The sequence below is a fragment of the Pedobacter jeongneungensis genome, assembly GCF_039538295.1.
Taxonomy (GTDB): domain Bacteria; phylum Bacteroidota; class Bacteroidia; order Sphingobacteriales; family Sphingobacteriaceae; genus Pedobacter; species Pedobacter jeongneungensis.
Genome location: NZ_BAABBY010000004.1, coordinates 246194 through 266529 on the forward strand (window position 1 = coordinate 246194; position 20336 = coordinate 266529).

A 20336-nucleotide genomic window follows, 5' to 3' on the forward strand; every position below is an offset into this window, starting at 1 on the left:
GCCCCCCGCCGATTATTTTATAAGTTGAACTACAATTAAGCAGGGATTTTCCTTGGATTTTCCCGATCCCAAAAACGGTGTTGTGCAATCATTTTAATAAACGTTGCTGTAAGCTTTTTTAAATCTTTGCCTACCAATACACCTTCACGCAATACGGTTTCTTCTGAGTATTCTGCAGGTAATTTTTTGAAAAAATACGTCGATTCTAATACTTGCAATGCTTCTTCATCTGCGGCAATGGCTTTACAGTGTTTAAAAGCTTCATTTAAAAAATGAACTGCGTTGGCTTCGGCCTCTAATGTAGCTACCGAATTGCCGCCACCTGGTACATATACGGCATCGTAAAGTACCGATGCAGCTGTTAAAAAGCTTTCGTCGGGTACAATCTGCTGATCTTCTTTCGAAATGATCTGTCCCAATTTAGGCGCTATAATGTGCACCACTGCTCCTTCGGCAACCAAAGCATCTTTAACTTTGCTCAGCGAAGCTCCATCTACCCCATCGGCAGCAAGTATGGCTACTTTTCTGGTTTTAATGGTATCTTTTATGGTTCCGGCCATGCTCAGGGCCTCAGATTTTGCCAAACTACCTTCTGGATTTAAAGAAGCATAATCAGCACGGTCAGCATCTGCCGGAATACTGTTATTCAAATCTTCCAACGCAATTTTTGGAATGTGCAGGCCAAGTGCAAAAGCCACTTCGGCAGCAAGTTTATTATCTATCTGCACCAAAACAGCAAGCATACGCTCTCTGATGGCTACTGTTTTAACTTTGCCAAGCTCAAAACTTAAAGCATCAACAATGTGGTTTTTTTCGGCTTCGCTCTGGCTGTTAAAAAACAACCTGGCTTGCGAAAAATGGTCGAAAAAGCTTCTGCTTCTCGCCCTTATTTTCTTCGCGTCGATGCGTTCGTTATAGCTGGTAAAACCACCATCGGCAGCTTTAACCTGTTGCGGATCGTTATTGGCAATGCCATTTGGACCATAACTGGTTTTGCCCCTGTTTATGGTTTGGCGCATGTAACCATCGCGCTGGTTATTGTGTACAGGAACTACCGGACGGTTAATTGGAATTTCGTGAAAATTAGGTCCGCCTAAACGGATTAGCTGGGTATCGGTATAAGAAAACAACCTGCCCTGCAATAAAGGATCGTTGGTAAAATCGATACCCGGAACTACGTGCCCCACATGGAAAGCCACCTGCTCCGTCTCGGCAAAAAAGTTATCGGTGTTGCGGTTTAAGGTCATTTTACCAATGCGCTGCACCGGAACCAGTTCTTCAGGAATCAGTTTAGTCGGATCCAAAAGATCGAAATCGAATTTAAACTCATCTGCTTCGGGAACAATCTGCACGCCAAGTTCCCATTCAGGGAAAGCGCCGGCCTCAATGGCATCCCATAAATCGCGACGGTGAAAATCAGGATCTTTACCTGAAATATTCTGAGCTTCATCCCAGGCTACGGCATGCACACCTAGAAGGGGTTTCCAATGGAATTTAACAAAGTTTGATTCCCCTTTAGCATTTACAAGCCTAAAGGTATGTACACCAAAACCTTCCATCATGCGGTAACTTCGGGGTAAGGCCCTATCGCTCATGGCCCACATAATCATGTGAGATGATTCCGGCAACTGAGAAATAAAATCCCAAAAGGTATCGTGCGCAGATGCTGCCTGTGGCATTTCGTTATCTGGTTCGGGTTTTACGGCATGGATCAGGTCTGGAAATTTAAGTGCATCCTGAATAAAGAATACAGGCATATTGTTGCCCACCAGATCGAAATTGCCTTCCTGCGTGTAAAATTTTACAGCGAAACCACGTACATCACGGGCTAAATCGGTTGATCCTCGTGAACCCGCAACGGTAGAGAAACGCACAAAAACAGGGGTTTCTGCACCGGGATCGCAAAGAAATGCAGCACGCGTTAGTTCAGACATGTCTTCGTACACTTTAAAAACGCCATGTGCGGCAGAGCCCCTGGCATGCACAACTCTTTCGGGTATGCGTTCGTGATCGAAATGGGTAATTTTTTCGCGGAGAATAAAATCTTCCAGTAAAGATGCTCCTCTTTCGCCTGCTTTTAATGAGTTTTGATCGTCGTTAATTTTTAGCCCATGGTTGGTAGTCATCGACTCACCGCTGGCATCGGCTACAAACGATTCGAGTTTTCTGGTCTTATCGTTTTCCTGCTGTGGCAGTGCATTTTTTTGATCTGATGTTTTCTTAGCCATTTTTATTCTTTTATGCTTCGTCAGCTGCTTTGTAATTAATTTCGTTTTCTGCTATATCGGTTAGTTTACTGTCGGCGAGTTTTTCTTCGGAAAGCGTTTGCTCTAAAATATCGGCGATATCGGTTAAACCAAGTGTGGTTGCCAATTGATAAAGGCCGCCATAACTGGCAATTTCGTAATGTTCTACTTTTTGCGAAGCAAGGATAATACCTACATCGCGGGTGGCGGTACCAGGTTCGGTTTCTTCTACAATGCCTTCGGCTTCTTTGGTTAAACCTTCCATGGCATCGCATTTTTTAGCAATAGCTTTCTCCCCTAAAAGTTCGAATACCTGCTCCAGCCGGGTAACGTGGACTTTAGTTTCTTCGAGATGGGATTCTATTGCGTTTTTAAGTTCGGGGGCAGTAGCGGCCGAAATCATTTTGGGTAATGCTTTAACCAGGTGATTTTCTGCCCAATAAAGATCGGCGATAGCATCTTTAAATAATCCGTTTAAAGCAGGTGCATCCTGAACCGTTGTTTTAGTTGCGAATTTTGGATCGCCACCAGTTTCATTTTTTTTCATGTTATAAGCTGTTAAGGTATATATCTACAACCTTTTATTTCAGCTTAAGTTTTGCATTTTTTTGCTTAGTTTTAATAAGCGTTTGGGGAGAGGTAGTTCGGAGTCTTGAGTCCGGAGTCTTGAGTCTGTAGTTCGGAGTCGAGTAACCGATAGATTAGTTGGGAGATTGGAGCTGGGAGTTTAGAGTCGATTAATCCAAAAACCTATCCTTCTTTTAATTTTTGTCTGTGTTGTTTTCCCCATTTGATCATTTCAAGTATGATATCGCCAAAAGATCTGCAATAGTCAGTTGAAGTATATTCTATGGTTACCGGTGTATCATCAATTACTGTTCTTTTAATGAGTTGATTGGCTGTCATCTCTTTTAATTCTTTTGAAAGCATTCTTGTGGTAATGCCCGGGATACTTCTTTCTATATCCCTGAATCTCTTATTTCCATTGCAGATGGAATTGATAATCGGAAGTTTCCATTTGCCTCCAAGTACATAAAGCGTATCCTGTAAAGCCTGTATTTCTTCTTGCTGGTTGCGGGGATTTGATAATACCTCGGCTGCGATCTGATTTCTTTTTTCTGTTTCCATAATTGGTATACTCTGTGATACTACTTACAAAAGTATACCAATATTGTGGTATTTTTGCATCATTAATTTATTTTTTTTTAATCATGAATAATTTAGAAGGAAAAAAAGCGCTGGTAACCGGCGGAAATAGCGGTATTGGTTATGCAACCGCAAGCGAATTAAAAAAACAAGGTGCAGATGTAATTATTACAGGAAGACGGAAAGACGCAGTTGAAAAAGCAGCTGCAGAACTTGGTGTTAAAGGTTTAATAGCAGATCAAAGTGAGGTTAACGCAATCGAAGGGTTAGCAACAGAAGTTGAAAAAACCTTTGGTAAAATTGATATCCTGTTTATCAATGCTGGTGTGGTAGAGCAGAGCAGTATAGCAGATGCTACAGAAAAAACCTTTGATACGATTATGGATATTAACTTTAAAGGTGCCTACTTTACCCTGAGCAAGTTTATTCCATTGTTAAATGATGGAGGATCTGTTGTATTCCTGTCATCAAATACTGCAAGTATGGATTTACCCAATAGTTCGATCTACTCATCTAGTAAAGCTGCATTAAATTCGGTTATGCGCATTGCAGCATTAGAATTAGCACCACGCCAGATCCGTGTAAACAGCGTTAGCCCGGGGCCAACAGCTACAGAAATTATGAATAAAAAAGGCCTTAATGAAGAACAGTTAGCTGCACTTAACCAATGGATGATTGACCGCATTCCACTTAAAAAAATCGGCAAGGCAGAAGATGTAGCCAAAATGGTTACTTTTTTCTGTGGTGATGCTGCTAACTTTATTACAGGGGCAGAAATTGTAATGGACGGCGGAATGAGCCTTAAGGTTTAGTCTGGAGTCCGAAATCGATAGTGTGAAGTCTATAGTTGATTACTTCGCAGGTGAAAGCCTGCAAAATAATCACCATACTTTATAGCAATTAACCACGAGCTGTGAAACTATTAACTAATAAAGGCTATTCTCCATTTGCATCGCCGCTTAACACACTGCTCATGTAATCGAAAAATGGTCGCATATCTTTAAAAGCCTGTCCCATTTGCTGAAGAAGATTTTCACCCAACAGGGTTTCGTCATCAAATCTTTTAATCAATAAAAACTGTTTAAAACGTAAAAGATCGATATCGGGATGCCCTGCGTCGAAGCCTTTTGGTGTGGTTTTAAGTTGTTCTCCTGCTAAGCTGCCAAAGGATGTTACAAAATTTTTATCGTTCATAATATCACGCAGCGGTTTTGCATCAAAGGCGATATCATCCCTGATCAGTTTCAGGTCGGCTGGCGAAGGTCCCCAGAATCCACCACCTACAAAAGTGTTTCCTTTTTCAATGTGAAAATAATAACCACCACGCCTGCTTTTGCCTGCCCGTTTGAAACTTCCGCTCCAATGCGTTTTATAGGGTGTTTTATCTGTCGAAAAGCGGGTATCGCGATAAATGCGATAAAGGCTTTTTTTACCAGAGGGGGTTTCGATTACATCGTGGAGATTTAATCCGGTCAACAATGCAGAAGCAAAATTTTCAATATTGGCCTGCTCAGTAAGAAATTCGTTTTTACGCTCATTAAACCAATCGCGGTTGTTGTTCTTTTTTAACTGTACCAGAAAATCGATGTTGGAACGCTGTATTTTTATAGGTTTTGCAGACATGTAATTATGGGGTGTTTCTTTTTCAAATATAATGGCAGGATAAAATATATTTTACATGGTAGCGTAATAAATTAAAGTATTTTTTTACCGTTTGAGAAATATAAGAACATATAAGGCCATAACCATTTAGCTACAATCATGCCTTTTACCCTCATAAATCATCCTTATATAAACGCTAAACCTTATAGCCTCTCCAACTTTATAACCCTGCAACAATCCAACAATTAAATCTCCTCATTTCTGCTTACCCGCATCTTTTTGTAAATTTGCAGCAATGATTTTATACAAAACTAATGAAGAGGTAGAGTTGATGCAGATCAGCGCACTACTGGTAAGCGATACACTGGCAGAAGTAGCTAAAATAATCAAACCGGGAATTACAACACTACAAATTGATAAACTGGCCAATGAGTTTATACTCGATAATGGTGCAGTTCCATCTTTTTATAACTATAACGGCTTTCCATTCCATATCATCACTTCGGTAAATGATGTGGTGGTACACGGTTTCCCCAGCGAGTATGAACTGGTAGACGGCGATATCATTTCGGTAGACGTGGGTACCATCAAAAACGGCTTTCACGGCGACCACGCTTATACTTTTATCATCGGTGAAGTATCACCTGAAATATTAAATCTTGTTAAAACCACCAAGGAATCGCTTTTTGTAGGGATTAAGGAAGCTGTTGTGGGCAAACGCCTCGGCGATATCGGTTATGCCATCCAAAACTACAACGAGAAGCAAGGTTACGGAGTGGTGAGGGATCTGGTTGGTCATGGTTTAGGTAAAGATATGCACGAAGATCCGCAGGTGCCAAACTATGGCCGTAAGGGCACGGGCATGCTGTTAAGAGAAAACCTGGTAATGGCGATTGAACCGATGATTAATATGGGCAAAAAAGATGTCTTTTTAGATCATGATGGCTGGACGATCAGAACTGCAGACGGTAGTCCTTCAGTACATTTCGAGCATGATGTATGCGTTAAAAAGGGCGAAGCATTAATCCTTTCTAACTATGCGCCAATAGAGGATGCAGAAAAGAAGAACATCAACCTGAATACTTCATATTACGCTTAACAGCAAAAAGGAAAGTGCTAAGGGCAAAGGGCCAAATGCAATTTACAATATCTGATGGTTCATAATTGATCATGATAATCTATGAACCATCAACCAAAAATCATTAATGAGGCTGCTCTACGCTTAACGCCAATCACTTACACCAATACCGCAGCCTCATCTACCCCATCCCCTGTTAACAAAGCCTTAACAGTAGCCAGCGTTGATTCGGCAATTTCAGTTAATGCTTCTTGTGTAAAAAAAGCCTGATGCCCGGTAACCAATACATTCGGGAAGCTGATTAACCGCTGAATATCATCATCACCAATAATACTGGTAGAAAGATCCTTAAAAAACAATTTTTCTTCCTGTTCATACACATCAATGCCCAATGCAGCAACCTGCCCCGTTTTTAATGCATCAATTACTTCACGTGTATGAATCAATCCCCCTCTGCTCGTATTGATCAGCGTAACACCCTTTTTCATCGATGATAAACTGGCAGCACTGATTAAATGATGGTTGTCTGGTGTTAGCGGACAGTGCAGTGAAACGATATCCGCATCTTTAATTACTTCATGAAAAGGAAGGTATTTAACACCGAAATTTCGGACCTGTTCATTCTCAAAAGGATCGTAGGCCAGCACCTTGCAACCAAAGCCCAGCATAATTTTACAAAAGGCAGCGCCTATTTTTCCGGTTCCGATTACCCCTACTGTTTTGCCAAAAAGATTGAAACCCATTAAACCTGAAAGCGAAAAATTCTGTTCGCGTATCCGGTTATAGGCCTTATGTGTTTTACGGTTTAGCGTAAGCAACATTGCCACTGCATGTTCGGCAACAGCCTGAGGCGAATAAGCCGGCACCCTGCAAACGCGGATTCCATATTGCTTTGCGGCCTCCAGATCTACATTATTAAAGCCAGCACAACGTAATGCGATGATTTTGACTCCCTTTTCTGCCAGTACAGCAATCACCTCAGCAGTTAATTTATCATTTACGAATACACAAACGGCATCTGTTCCCGGTTTTATTGCATCGGCGATATGGGGGCCCAAATGGGTTTCCCAAAATTCGAGTTCGAAATCATAATGTTCGTTACAACTTTCAAAAAAATCACGGTCGTAAGGCTTGGCAGAAAAAAATACAATCTTCATTATGGTAAAAATACGGATTAGTTTGGTGGGTAGTGAGGTTAATTGGTAATAGTTGAAATTGGTTAATCGGTTAATTGTATAAATTGGTTAATTGATGCAAAATGCAGAACTTGTTAATTGTTTAAATCGGTTAACTGACACCAAACTCAAAACGCCAAACTCAAAACCGGTTATTGTCCATCTTCCATTATCCATCTTCCATTATCTCTCAGATATCCCTCTTCCATTATTCCTCAGATATCCCTCTTCCATTATCCCTCCGTTACTCTTCAATCACCTCATTGGTAACATGTTGATTACGCTCCATGCGTTTAGCCTGCTGCGCCGTATTTTTATGGCACACACAAATAATTGATGAGGGTATTTACTAAAACGATTTGGTTACTCCTGCTCTTTGCGGGTATTTTTACAAACAGTTACGCACAGAATTATACCGTAAAAGGTATTGTTTTGGATACTGCAGGCTTGCCGCTACCTGGTGCAGTAGTACGGATTAAATCTGGAAACGATAGCGCAGGCACTTCAGCCAATCCCGATGGAACCTTCATTTTGAGCAAAGTCAAATCTAAACAGTTTACCCTTTCCGCTGCATTTATTGGCTACGATACTTTTAGTAAACAATATCTGATCGATAAAGGTGCACTGCTGAACATTACCGATATTAAACTCAGGCCCTCTTCAAATACCCTTGAAGGTGTGGTGATCTCCGGCGTGCCGCCCGTAAAAGTAACCGAAGATACAGTGAGTTTTAGCGCCAGGGCTTTTCCGGTAAGGGATGGTGATGCAGTAGACGAAGTGCTGAAAAAACTGCCGGGCATAAAGGTAGATAAAGATGGCAATGTAACCAGTCAGGGCGCGCCTGTTACCAAAATTCGGGTTAACGGAAAGGATTTTTTTGGAACTGATGTAGCCACCGCTATCAAAAACTTACCTGCAGATATCATCAAGAACCTGCAATTTATCGACGATTATGGCGATCAGGCAAAACTGACCGGAATTAAAACGGGCGAGCCAGAAAAGATATTGAACTTAACCATCGAAGAAGATAAAAAGAAGGGATATTTTGCCCGTGCATCGGCCGGGGTTGGCAATTCTGACCGCTACAATACCAGCATCAGGGGAAACAGCATGAAAGGCGAACGGCAGATTTCTTTCGATGGAACATCGGCCAATGCCAATATGCGTGGCGGCGGAGGTGATGGAATCAATACCAGAAATGCCTTAGGTTTAAATTACAGAAATGAGTTCAGCACCAGACTTTCGGCTGATGCATCATATAACTTTAACAACAACAAGAATAACACCATCAGCTCAACCTATACTCAAAGCGTTTTACAGGATGCCGGTCAGAATCCAATTAACAGGCTCGAAAATGCGGGTAATAATAGTCAGAGCAACAATAATAACCATTCGTTTGGCGGCAGCTTAGAGTATAAAATTGATACGATGAACTACCTTAAAATTTCGCCAAATTTTTCTTACAGCAACAATAACGGCAACAGTACCGGAGGTTCCGATATCACTCAGGATACCCTCTCCACAAACAGGCAAAGTACAAACTTTAACACCTCTAAAAACCTCAATGCACGCACCAATTTCTTTTTTAACCATAAATTTGAGAAAAAGGGCCGTAATATTACTTCATGGGGAAACATTAATTATTCAGATGGAGAAAGTTATAAAGATGTGTATAACAATTACATCAATACGCACAACAAAGCGGCAGATACTGTTTTACAAAACCAGCTGAACAACCAGAATAGCCGTAATTTAGGATTAAATGCAGGTGTTTCGTACATGGAACCAATCTGGAAAAAGACCTTTCTGGAGGTAAATTATAACTGGAACCGCTCGTCTACAAATAATTCGCGTGATGCTTATGATGTGGTTGATGGTAATGAAGTATTTAATCCAAACCTCAGCAACATTTATGATTATCAGTTTATTACCAACAAAGTTGGACTAAATTACCGGTATATAGGCGAGAAGTTAAACTATACAATTGGTGTAAATGCACAGCCGGCAATATTGCGCGGAGAGAACCTGAGCAACAACATTCAAACGGTTAACCGTTCGTTTAACTTCATCCCTTCAGGCCGTTTTTCTTATAAATTTTCGAACCAGGAATCTTTCGACATCAACTACTGGGGCAGGAATAATCAACCGGGCTTTTTACAGTTACAGCCTATATCTGATAATTCGAACCTCCAGAATGTGGTTACCGGAAATCCAAACCTGAAACCCGAATTTATCCAAAGTGTTAATGCACATTATAAGCGGGCCGATTGGAATGCAGGGAAAATAATACAGGCAAACTTTAAATACGAACGCACAAACGACAGGATTGTAACCACCAAGCAACGTGTACCAGGAACGGTTAACCAGCTAACAAGCTATATCAATGCGGATGGTTATTATACCCTTCAGGGCGATTATAACATCAGTAAACCACTTTCTGCAGAGCGGAAATTTACCATTGGCTACTCAGGTTCGGGACAATTGAACAACAACATTACTTTTACAGATGATAGCCGGATTGAAGCGCAGAACTTATCCTGGCGCCAGGAACTGGAGTTTCGGGTAGATTTAAAGGATATTGTTAATTTCCAGTTAGAAACTTCTTATTCACAAAACCTTACCAATTACTCGAGTGATAGTTTTGCCGATCGTCAATCTAACCGTTTTGAATGCGGTATAGAGGGACGCAATTACTTTTTTAAAGACCTTACTGTAGGTTACGATTTTACTAAACAGATTAACTCCGGCTTCGATAACGGAGCGGTACGTAATCCAACGTTGCTTCGCCTTTCAATGGAATATAAGTTTATGAAAAACGATATGGCCGCCATCCGTGTAGAAGGATTTGATCTTTTTGATCAGAATTCGGGTATCTCGAGGGATGTGTTCGACAACGTAATTGTAGACAGGCAGGTAAACCGTTTGGGCCGCTATTTTATGTTATCGCTGATTTACCGGGTACGCAAGTTTGGCGGATAAGCTAGCTATTTTTTACCACAGAGCACATGGAGAGAAATAATAAAGAAATCTTTAAGCTTATTTAGCGCACAGATCTCTCCACTGCGGTAGAGATGACGCAACGAGGGGTTTTTACTTACAATTTCCACTTAATGACCTAAAGCTCTTAATAACCTAACTAACAATATATTAACTATAAATATCCTTATACTTGACTTAGTGTGGTCGTCATTGCGAGGAGGAACGACGAAGTAATCTTTCCGGCTAACGATTCTTTCTGTAGATTGCTTCGTCGGCTGAAAAAGCCTTCTCGCAATGACGAACCACTTAATGGCCTTAACTTCTTAATAATTTGACTAAAAAAATATTGACTGAATATTCGAAATCAATGTTCTCCGTGTTTTCTGTGAATCCGTGGCTAAAAAAATAACGGAGAAATCTTTAAGCTTATTTAACTTGCAGATCTCTCCACTGCGGTCGAGATGACGCAACAAGGGATTGTGAATCCGTGGCTAAAAAAAAATAATGGAGAAATCTTTAAGCTATTTAACTTACAGATCTCTCCACTGCGGTCGAGATGACGTAACGAGGGATTATGAATCTGTGGCTAAAAAAATAATGGAGAAATCTTTAAGCTATTTAACTTAAAGATCTCTCCACTGCGGTCGAGATGACGCAACGAGGGGTTATAGCCAACTCACCGCTTATCACCAAACGCTAACCGCTTCCCCTCCCTACTGGTTTCTCAGGTAAATATTCCCGTACGATGAGCTCAAATCATAACTCGGGCCAACACCTGGTGCTGCCGTTAAAGAAGTAAAGAAATTTTCTTCTTTCATTTCTGTCGGTTTAAGCACCATATCGGTATATATTTTCCCATAACGGTTGGTGAGTTTTATTTTGCCAATTGCACTCTGGTTGATACTGGCATCAATGCCGCCATACCTTGCATCAACCTTTACAGGGCCCTTAAAATCTTTAATCTCTACAATACCATAAACAGAACTTATTTCAGTGTTTATATCTGCCGGAAGTTTAATGTTAATGGTGATTTCAATATCCTTTGTTTGATAGGTCGATATTTTTGCGCCACCTTTCTCCTTGATGTAGGCATCAAGATCGGCTTTTGAGTTTAAGCGTGTTTTAATGCCATTTTCCTTTACATAATAAGCTTCCGGAATTTTATCCATATCAAGTTTATTTTGAATGGTAATGGTTCCGTCAGCACTGCTTTCCTGGAGGGTAAATGCCGAGTCGCTTTCACCATTGTTGATCTTTACCGTAGCTTCTATCGCAATTTCATTTTTATCCCAGCTGGAAACATGTATAACCTTTGGATAATCGAAGCGAAGTACTACCGCATCACCCTTTTTAACCGGATAAGATTTATTAATTTTGGTTTGCGAAAGGGCAATACCCGGCACCATGGCCATTAAAAGCCAAAATAATACTGTTTTCATAAAAGAATGCTTTGTTGCCTTTATTGCCAAGAACAGGCTTTCAGACAGATGAAAGGGGAAACCTGAGAGACCGTTATTTTTCTCTCAGATATACATTTTTGTAACGTGAATTTAAGATCAGATCAGCACCGCCACCATTAATCTTGCCTCTGATGTTTTCAGAACTCCGGCCACTGCTACTGTATCCAAAAACAGATCCATCTCCATTTACAGTAGTTAAACCACTTATCGACTGACCTGTACGTACCGAAGTTACCTGTCCGCCAACATTTTCGCTTCCACTTATAGAAGTAAAGCCATTGCGCTCTGCTCTCTCGGTTTTATCAATTGCTATTTTTAAGCCCTCTGCAGCGTAAAGTTTACCATAACCGGTACTTAATTCTACGTTCGCTTTTGTATTGGCAGGAAGCGATACATCTACATAACCATATACCGAAACAATAGATACAGGACCTTTAATGGCTTCAGTAAAAATAGCATCTACAGAACCATACAGTGTTTTAATATTCATAGGGCCACTGTTGTTTTCGAGCTTGATTTTGTTGTAGCTGGTAGAAACCTCTATTTCACTTTTAAGGTTTTTCAGAATAATCTCATTCTGGTACACATTGCTTTTGTTGGTAAAAACTATTTTAATGTTTTGAGGCACCTTAATCGTTAATATACCTTTAATATCCCTGTTTACTGCATTAACATTAATTTCTCCCCCTTTTTCAGTAACATCTAAACCTAAGCCGGTATTATCAGTAAAACCCGACCCACTGATGGCACGTAATCCTTTTGCACGTTCATCTACCTCTTCGGTTTCTCCTTTGGGTATAGAAAAAACAATTTCGTTTCCACTGTAACCTTCTACTATTGCGCCCGATATATTGAGGTTGAGCTGCCCTGAGTTTTTGTTTAATTTGTATTCTTTCTGTGCTGATGCCGATACTGCAATGGCCAGTAGAGAAAAAAGAACGATGAATCGCTTTTTCATAATTTTATTGTTGTTTGTTTTATAATTTATCCTGATTTAATAATATACTATACGCTTCATCACGCACTGCAGCAAATGTTTCGGGGTTATTGGCCAGCGCATAAAGTTTGTCGCCAATTTCTGCATTCTTCATTTTTCCTAAAAAGCTTACCAGGCCAAGCTGTACCATCGGGTCGTCCTGCTTGCTTAACGAGCTTACCAGCAATTTAGACGCATATTTATCGGCACTGTATTTTTGCAATACATTGAGGGCAGCCAGGCGCACGTTGGTATTTCCATCATGGTTGAGCGTTTTCGATAACATATCCAGTGTTTTGTTATTGATTTTCTTGTTTTTTTCAATTTTTAATATCGCAAGCAACCTTACACTTGCCGAACTGCTATCTTTTAAAGCTGCATATTCTTCATTGCTGCCCATATATTGTGGTTTTTTCTTAACCATTTCCGGCTCATTTACCTTAACCTTCGCGGTTTGAACAGGTGTGTTTTTTTCAACCAAAACCTGATTTGCTTTTCCAACCGGCCTGCGCAGCAAAGTAGCCGTAGCATCTTTCGGAACTAAAAATGCTTCTTTTTGTGTCCACGGGTAAAAAAAAAGCCATGCGGTTGCCGCTACCAGCACCAATGATGCCGCAACCAGCCATTTGCTGTTGTTAAAAAACTTCAGATTTTTAACCCTTGTTTGCTCTGGCTGAACCTGCATCCGCTTAAAGCGGTCCATATCAAAGGCCGGTGCTTCGAGATGATCGAATTCCTCCCGGTGCTGTTCCACAAAATCCTTTATCTGATCATTCATAATAACATTTGTCTTTTAGTGATAATAAAACACGTTTTTTTGCCCTGTGGTACTGCGTCCTCACGGTACTGGCCGAAAGTCCGAGCATTACCGCAATTTCTTCATGCGTCATCTTTTCAAATACATACAGGTTTAAAATTGTCTTGTAACCTGCTGACAGGTCTTCGATACTTTTTTTCACGTCTTCTACCCTGCAGTCGAAAATTTCCACATCATCATTGTCATTTCCTCCTTCGTCTTCAACATCCATATCGCCCAGATCAGAGAAAGCTATTTTTCTTTTTCTTAGGTGAGAAATGGAACGGTTGATGGCCATCCGCCGTACCCATGCTTCGAAACTGAGTACCCCTTTTAACTTGCTCACATCACTAAACACTGTACAAAAAATATCCTGCAGAATATCTTCTGCTTCACCTGTATGGCTCACAATCCGGCTAATCGAATTATAGATCTTTCTGGCATAACGGTTGTAAAGTCCCGTGTAGCCTGCTTCCCTGCCCTCAAGGCAGAGTACAATTAATTCCTGATCGGTTATCTGTTCAGCAGTGCGCAATGTTGAGCTTTTAATTTATCTGTTATAATACGTTTCTACTCTCTAGTCGCAGCATATACAATAGTGTTGCATCTTTTTTTCAAAAAAAACCAAAAAAATATAAATTAAGGTAAATCTAATCAAACAATCGGGCAAAATCAGCCTGTTTAAACCTGTTAAACAGCATATTATGAATTTGTTTTATTTCTAATAGAATTTAGGTAAACATTCGTTTCAGGAGTACTCCTTTTTATCAATTGAAAATTTCTGTTATTCGCGATTGAGTTTTTTTGAAAATCAGCTTTTAAAACTAATTTAGTGTTACGATTAAATTTCCTGCTGATAATATGAACAGTGTAAATGACGATAAACATCCCAATAAAAAAGCCATTGCCGCAAACGAAGAGCGTTTTAGAGCCCTCGTAAATGCTACTTCTGATATTGTGTACATTATGAGTGCCGATTGGCGGGAAATGAAACAACTGGAGGGAAGGAACTTTTTAGCTGACACAAACGAACCCCTTACAGACTGGATATCTAAATACATCCATCCGCTTGATCAGGATCAGGTGAGAACGGCCATTGATGATGCGAAAAGAGAAAATAAGGTTTTTCAGCTGGAGCACCGTGTACTCAGGGCGGATGGAAGCATTGGATGGATCTTATCGCGCGCCGTGCCCATTTTTGATGATAATGGAAATGTACGCGAATGGTTTGGTGCAGCGAGCGACATTACTGAAACCAAACGTGCTGAAGAAGCACTTAAACTGGCGAAGGAAATTACCGAGCAGCAAAAACGGGTGTATGAAACCATTGCTAACAGTACGCCCGACCTGATGTACGTTTTTGATCTTCAGTACAATTTTATTTATGCCAACGAAGCCCTCCTTACGATGTGGGGTAAAAGCTGGGATAATGCCATTGGGAAAGGCCTGCTCGAAAACGGATACGAACCCTGGCATGCTGAAATGCACCAACGGGAAATAGACCATGTGCGTACCACTAAAACCGCTATCCGTGGCGAAGTTTCTTTCCCGCATGCCCTACTTGGAAAACGTGTTTACGATTATATTTTCACACCTGTGCTTAACGATGCCGGCGAAGTTGAAGCGGTAGCCGGTACCACCCGCGATATTACCGATATTAAACAAAATGAGCAGCGTAAAAATGATTTTATCGGCATGGTAAGTCATGAACTTAAAACACCGCTTACCTCATTAACTGCCTATCTCCAGTTGATGGAAAAGAGTGAACCGGCAAAGCACGACCCAATGACTAAAAGGATATTGGAGCAATCGATTAAACAGAGCCGACGGATGACGAACATGATTAATGGTTTTTTAAACCTTGCCCGTTTGGAATCAGGAAAAATGTTTATCGAAAAAGGACCTTTTGATTTTGCCACATTTTTACAGGAAATTGCAGAAGAAACCCGGATGCTATACACGCAGCACCGCTTTATATTTCCCGATATAGCACCTGTAATTATTAATGGCGATATGGGCAAACTGGCACAGGTAATTAATAACCTGCTTGGTAATGCCGTAAAGTATTCGAACATTGGCAGCCAGATTACCACTTCAGCAACAATTGAAGGCGACCAGCTAAAAATAAGTGTCAGCGATGAGGGAACGGGCATTCCACAGGAAGAAATTTCAAAACTTTTCGACCGTTTTTACCGCGGGCAAAACAATAACCTCATAGCAGGCTTTGGTATAGGACTTTATGTATGCCGTGAAATTATTGAAGGGCACGGCGGAAAAATCTGGGTGGAGCAGAGCACAGATCAGGGAAGTACATTTTGTTTTACACTGCCGGTTTAGTCTGGAGTTTTGAGTCCAGAGTCCTTAGTCTTAAGTCCCTAGTCTTAATTCAATTATTAATTCAACTGCAGGAATAAGATAAATTAAACCCGATCCTGGTGCTGGCTTAAGCACACGAATGAACTAAAATAATCAACAATTGATTTGCATATTTGGACAGTCGTCTATAACTTTGTACCATGGATCAAAAAGAAAGAATTCTGGCAGCTGGCATCGATCTGTTTTCTACCCGCTCGTATCATCAAACCGGAATCAGGGAGATTACAAAACAGGTAGAAATGCCCACAGGATCCTTTCATTACTATTTTAAGAATAAAGAAGATTTTTCTGCAGAAGTATTAAATCATTTTTTTAAAACAGAAATCCTCCCCTCCTTTTCCGAGATCACCCGCAATCCGGCGCTCAATCCGAAGCAAAAGATTATGGCTTACTTTTCTTTACGGATTAACAGGTACACGAAATCCAGTACCAATAGTGGCACCATGTGGAGCTGTATAATGGGCAATTTAGGTCAGGATGTTGCTGCCCAAAGCGAAATCATTGCTGTACAACTGCAAAAACTCACCACCGATCACCTTGTCCCGGGTTTACAAAAATTAGTTGAACAAGGTCAGAAAGAAGCCAGCATAAAATGTACTATTGATGCAAAAGTGCTTGCTTCAATGATTTTCAACACATACGAAGGCAGTATGATCCAGCGTAAAATAGAACGCAACGATCAACCGCTCCGGCAATTTTTAAATTTTATTGAAAATTTACTTTAAAAAAATTTCACCTGATATAGACAGTCGTCCAAATAAAATTTTAACATTAAAAATATGGATCATCAATATGATATTATCGTAATCGGCTCCGGACCAGGGGGCTATGTATCTGCTATCCGTGCCGCTCAATTGGGTAAAAAAGTTGCGCTTGTAGAAAAATATGCCGGACTTGGCGGTACCTGCACCAACGTTGGCTGTATCCCGGCGAAAGCACTACTGGATAGCTCTGAACATTTTCACCAGGCAAAAACAGAGTTTACAGTCCACGGGATAGAAACCGGCGATCTGAAACTTAATTTTAACCAGTTTATTGCCCGCAAAAAAGAAGTAATTGCACAAAATAATGCGGGATTAAACTTCCTGATGCGAAAAAACAAAATTACTTTGTATCAGGGCCATGGAAGTTTCAAAGATTCACATACATTAAATGTTGGCACAGAAAAAGGCGATCAACTGACACTTAAGGCCACCGATTTTATTATTGCTACCGGTTCTAAACCTGCAAGCTTAGCCGGGATAGCTATTGATAAAAAGCGCATCATTACCTCTACCGAAGCCATGGATTTACCTGCATTACCAAAATCAATGATTATTATCGGTGGTGGAGTTATCGGGATCGAACTCGCATCAATGTTTGCGAGACTTGGCACACAGATTACCATCATTGAATATGCCGATTCCATCCTGCCAACCATGGACAGAGAACTGGGAAAAACGCTTCAAAAGAGTTTAAGCAAGCTGAACATTGTTTTCAAACTTAACCACCGGGTGCAACAGGTTGTAAATCAAGGCGATTCGGTTTCTGTTTCTTTCCTTGATGAAAAACAGCAGCTTCGAACTGAAACAGCAGCATACTGCCTGATGGCTGTTGGTCGCAAGCCCTATACTGCAGGATTAAACCTCGAAAAGGCTGGCATTAATACTGATCAGGCCGGAAGGATTATTGTAAATGATCAACTTCAAACTAACCAGCCGAACATTTATGCGGTTGGTGATGTGATTGCAGGCCCAATGTTAGCACATAAAGCAGAAGAAGATGGAAAATATGTTGCCGAACGCATTTGCGGTGAAGCCGGCCACCTGGATTATAGTTTGATTCCCGGCGTGGTATATACCTGGCCTGAAGTAGCTTCGGTAGGTAAAACGGAAGAACAGCTTAAAAGCGAAGGAAAGCAATACAATGTTGGAAAGTTTCCTTTTCTTGCCAGCGGAAGGGCGAGGGCTTCGAGAGATCTGGATGGTTTTGCAAAAGTTCTGGTTGATCCTACTTACGGCGAAATATTGGGTGTACATATAATTGGTGCTCGTGCTGCCGACCTGATTGCCCATGCCACACTCGGTATAAGGCATGAAATTACCGCCGCAGCCATGAATGAAATGGTGTACCCTCACCCAACATTTTCGGAAGTATTAAAAGAGGCTTATCTTTTAGCTACCGGACAGCCATCTATTAATTATTAGGAATAAAAAGCTGTCTCAAATTTTATTGGTTAATAGTGCTATCATCCTCAACTAATTGAGGGTCTTAATACCTAAATAAACGAATTAAGTTTATTTACAACACAATATTTTGAGACAACTTTTATTTATAAAACTCCGGGAAATCCATTTCTTCAAACTGCTGGCCGCCATATTCACCTTCGATGGCGTAATCGTATTCGAGTTCAAACGAAACAATCTGGATGTCGTCGGGATCGTAAACGATTGGGAAAAACGGTCCGCCAGGTTCATCGTGCAATTCAAAATCGCCCTGTAATATCCCGCAATGTTTACAGGTATTTACCCAGTAGGAAAACTGAATGGCTTTTGAAAAACTATACTTAAACTGCGGATGGACTTTTTTTAAATATTCCATGGCAGGAAGATCTGCACTCTGGAGATAACTGAACAATGTTGGGTTTTCGCCTTTAACCCAGGCAACCTCACCACCATTGGGATCATCCTCATCAACCTGTTCTAAATGATAATAATTTACGGCAGCCGGAGCCATTACAGGTGTTTTTTGTCCGCATTTCCAGCAGATTCTCGTGGCTTTAGCCAATAAATAAGGTTTCCTTACTATGCAATCTAAACGGCTTGCCGGAATCCACTTTGCAAAACGGTTAATATCTTCAATGTGATCAGGAATAACCCACTTCCTGATATCAATGAGCCAATAAGCCCCGAGTGCTTTGGCCTCGTCTTTATCGGCAAAAGGAACGTTTAAGATATAAGGCATTGTTAGATTAAGCTTGCAGGACGAAAATAATTAAAATCTGGTAAAAGCAGAATTTTAACCGCAAAGATGAATACGCAGAGCATATTTTGTTAGGCGCTTAACGTTTCGATCATCCATCTTACATCATCCATCTTACATTTTGCCATCTTCCATCTGCTATTTATAGCTGATCAGATTTGATATCATTTATTTAATTAAGATATTAGTGCACATAACTGCAAGCTTACCGATCAGCAATAAACAATGAGCACCTATTACAGTGAGCTTTCCGTTCCGAAACGTTATTATGGGTATATCCAAAAATTCTGGACACTCAACAATATGCAGCATCCGTTTTACACACCGTACTGGAAATCATCCTTACACGCCATGCTATCTGCTACCTGTCTGGGATATGATAGAAGAAGATTTTTTGACTATGCTCAAACGTTAAAGCTTTAGCACCTGCCTCCCCCTTAACCACTACCTTATAGGCAGCACGCCCTTCCCTATCCATCTATGGCACCTTTCCTATGGAAGGGAAAAGCTCGAAAAAATCACTTTGCGGCCTATCATCTGATATTGCAATTTTTTGATGCTTAAAGTGATCTGTCAGGTGTATCTTGCAAGTTTTTATTTTTGCTACTGCAATATTACAATTTGTGTTAATATTGCTGATTTACAGATTGCTTGATAAGCTTTACAAATGCAATGTTAAATTATAAATGTTCTTTCTTTTACAAACGTTCTTAGCTTTTCCTGGTGACTTTCGCCAATAGGGATAACTAATTTGTTTATCATAACTAAAGTATTTAACTCTACTCTGCAAATATGGCTGCTATTGACAATAAAAGATTTATGCACCTTCAAGAAATCAGGAAATTTATGTAATGACTCTGCCATTTCTTTCATAGAATGATAACCATTTAATATTTCACTTAACGTATAAATATTAATCTTGTTTTTTGATGCCTCTATGGCTACAATTGATTCGATGGCAACCTGACTAAATGAATGCTTTGCCGCCCCCTTAACATATAGCAATTTAACCTGATCCTTTTTGTTCTCTAATATTCTTATCACATAATTTAAAGCTATGAAAAATTTAAGCTTGTTAAATGGCTTTAATAAAAACTGATCTACATTAAGTTCGAAAGCATTAACAGCATATTTGGAATCCTCTGTAATAATGATAATATGTTTAACCATTTTTTGAATAACTGGAACAACCTGTAGTTCTGACACCTCTTTAAACTGGATATCCATAAATAAAATATCAATATCCTGTTCTTTATTCATTGCCCCCATCGCCTCAAATGGATCATGATAGGTATTTATCAGTTGCAGGTTCGCCGATAATGTAATCAGTTTTTGTAAATTTAAAATGCTTTTGTAATCCTCATCAATAATTACACAATTATATTTCATTGTAAATAAAATTTTGTAAAGTTTCTTTCAAGGAAACCCAATTAAAATTATTTTTCTCTGGAACGAGATGGGATATCGGCAAACGTATAATAAATTTTACTAATTGCCAAATATTATACTGCAATAACACAGACAAATTTAAACTACACACC

Annotated in this window: 18 protein-coding genes; 7 read left to right on the top strand and 11 right to left on the bottom strand. The window is 40.2% G+C overall.

Going from position 1 to position 20336, the window contains the following annotated elements:
* Window positions 1-35: 35 nt before the first annotated feature.
* The 3 genes from ABD769_RS09270 to ABD769_RS09280 all read right to left on the bottom strand — a co-directional run bounded on the left by ABD769_RS09270 (window position 36) and on the right by ABD769_RS09280 (window position 3374).
* Entirely contained in the window at window positions 36-2228 is a 2193-nt protein-coding gene (locus ABD769_RS09270; protein WP_344851145.1) for a catalase, read from the bottom strand.
* Between the two features lie 10 nt (window positions 2229-2238).
* Window positions 2239-2793 (bottom strand): YciE/YciF ferroxidase family protein, encoded by a 555-nt coding sequence (locus ABD769_RS09275; RefSeq protein WP_344851146.1) that lies wholly within the window; start codon window positions 2791-2793, stop codon window positions 2239-2241.
* A 203-nt stretch (window positions 2794-2996) separates the two neighbouring features.
* The gene (locus ABD769_RS09280) at window positions 2997-3374 is read right to left on the bottom strand and encodes a winged helix-turn-helix transcriptional regulator (protein WP_344851147.1); all 378 of its coding nucleotides are present in this window, start codon (window positions 3372-3374) and stop codon (window positions 2997-2999) included.
* Window positions 3375-3457: 83 nt separating this feature from the next.
* On the opposite strand from ABD769_RS09280, the gene ABD769_RS09285 reads away from it, so the two are divergent.
* Window positions 3458-4204 carry an SDR family oxidoreductase gene (locus ABD769_RS09285; protein WP_344851148.1) on the top strand — a complete coding sequence of 249 codons (747 nt, stop codon included), beginning with the start codon at window positions 3458-3460 and terminating at the stop codon, window positions 4202-4204.
* Window positions 4205-4328: 124 nt separating this feature from the next.
* Here ABD769_RS09285 and ABD769_RS09290 read toward each other — a convergent pair whose 3' ends face one another.
* Complete coding sequence (locus tag ABD769_RS09290) at window positions 4329-5015, bottom strand: DUF2461 domain-containing protein (protein WP_344851149.1); 687 nt, start codon at window positions 5013-5015, stop codon at window positions 4329-4331.
* A gap of 274 nt (window positions 5016-5289) precedes the next feature.
* Here ABD769_RS09290 and map point away from each other — a divergent pair, with 274 nt between their 5' ends.
* The gene (gene map / locus ABD769_RS09295) at window positions 5290-6093 is read left to right on the top strand and encodes a type I methionyl aminopeptidase (protein ID WP_344851150.1); all 804 of its coding nucleotides are present in this window, start codon (window positions 5290-5292) and stop codon (window positions 6091-6093) included.
* 137 nt (window positions 6094-6230) lie between these two features.
* Here the strand turns inward: map and ABD769_RS09300 are convergent, their stop codons facing one another.
* Entirely contained in the window at window positions 6231-7229 is a 999-nt protein-coding gene (locus tag ABD769_RS09300) for a 2-hydroxyacid dehydrogenase (protein ID WP_344851151.1), read from the bottom strand.
* Between the two features lie 354 nt (window positions 7230-7583).
* Between ABD769_RS09300 and ABD769_RS09305 the strand changes: the two genes are divergently transcribed.
* Window positions 7584-10226 (top strand): outer membrane beta-barrel protein, encoded by a 2643-nt coding sequence (locus ABD769_RS09305; RefSeq protein WP_344851152.1) that lies wholly within the window; start codon window positions 7584-7586, stop codon window positions 10224-10226.
* Between the two features lie 713 nt (window positions 10227-10939).
* Here the strand turns inward: ABD769_RS09305 and ABD769_RS09310 are convergent.
* From ABD769_RS09310 to ABD769_RS09325, 4 genes are all read right to left on the bottom strand, one after another.
* A complete protein-coding gene (locus tag ABD769_RS09310) occupies window positions 10940-11665 on the bottom strand; it encodes a hypothetical protein (RefSeq protein ID WP_344851153.1) in 726 nt (241 codons plus the stop codon).
* Window positions 11666-11738: 73 nt separating this feature from the next.
* Window positions 11739-12644: a DUF4097 family beta strand repeat-containing protein gene (locus ABD769_RS09315; protein ID WP_344851154.1), complete on the bottom strand. Its 906-nt coding sequence runs from the start codon at window positions 12642-12644 to the stop codon at window positions 11739-11741.
* 19 nt (window positions 12645-12663) lie between these two features.
* Window positions 12664-13440 carry a HEAT repeat domain-containing protein gene (locus ABD769_RS09320; RefSeq protein WP_344851155.1) on the bottom strand — a complete coding sequence of 259 codons (777 nt, stop codon included), beginning with the start codon at window positions 13438-13440 and terminating at the stop codon, window positions 12664-12666.
* Window positions 13433-13993 (bottom strand): RNA polymerase sigma factor, encoded by a 561-nt coding sequence (locus tag ABD769_RS09325; RefSeq protein WP_344851156.1) that lies wholly within the window; start codon window positions 13991-13993, stop codon window positions 13433-13435. Before ABD769_RS09325 ends, ABD769_RS09320 begins: the two co-directional genes overlap by 8 nt.
* Window positions 13994-14319: 326 nt before the next feature.
* On the opposite strand from ABD769_RS09325, the gene ABD769_RS09330 reads away from it, so the two are divergent.
* The 3 genes from ABD769_RS09330 to lpdA all read left to right on the top strand — a co-directional run bounded on the left by ABD769_RS09330 (window position 14320) and on the right by lpdA (window position 18020).
* Complete coding sequence (locus ABD769_RS09330; protein ID WP_344851157.1) at window positions 14320-15795, top strand: sensor histidine kinase; 1476 nt, start codon at window positions 14320-14322, stop codon at window positions 15793-15795.
* A gap of 179 nt (window positions 15796-15974) precedes the next feature.
* Window positions 15975-16559 carry a TetR/AcrR family transcriptional regulator gene (locus tag ABD769_RS09335; protein WP_344851158.1) on the top strand — a complete coding sequence of 195 codons (585 nt, stop codon included), beginning with the start codon at window positions 15975-15977 and terminating at the stop codon, window positions 16557-16559.
* A 54-nt stretch (window positions 16560-16613) separates the two neighbouring features.
* On the top strand, window positions 16614-18020 hold the full coding sequence (lpdA, locus tag ABD769_RS09340; protein ID WP_344851159.1) for a dihydrolipoyl dehydrogenase: 1407 nt from the start codon (window positions 16614-16616) through the stop codon (window positions 18018-18020).
* A 121-nt stretch (window positions 18021-18141) separates the two neighbouring features.
* Here the strand turns inward: lpdA and ABD769_RS09345 are convergent, their stop codons facing one another.
* On the bottom strand, window positions 18142-18777 hold the full coding sequence (locus ABD769_RS09345; protein ID WP_344851160.1) for a DUF5710 domain-containing protein: 636 nt from the start codon (window positions 18775-18777) through the stop codon (window positions 18142-18144).
* Between the two features lie 243 nt (window positions 18778-19020).
* On the opposite strand from ABD769_RS09345, the gene ABD769_RS09350 reads away from it, so the two are divergent.
* A complete protein-coding gene (locus tag ABD769_RS09350; protein WP_344851161.1) occupies window positions 19021-19218 on the top strand; it encodes a hypothetical protein in 198 nt (65 codons plus the stop codon).
* A gap of 252 nt (window positions 19219-19470) precedes the next feature.
* Here ABD769_RS09350 and ABD769_RS09355 read toward each other — a convergent pair whose 3' ends face one another.
* Entirely contained in the window at window positions 19471-20184 is a 714-nt protein-coding gene (locus tag ABD769_RS09355) for a LytR/AlgR family response regulator transcription factor (RefSeq protein ID WP_344851162.1), read from the bottom strand.
* Window positions 20185-20336 lie beyond the last annotated feature (152 nt).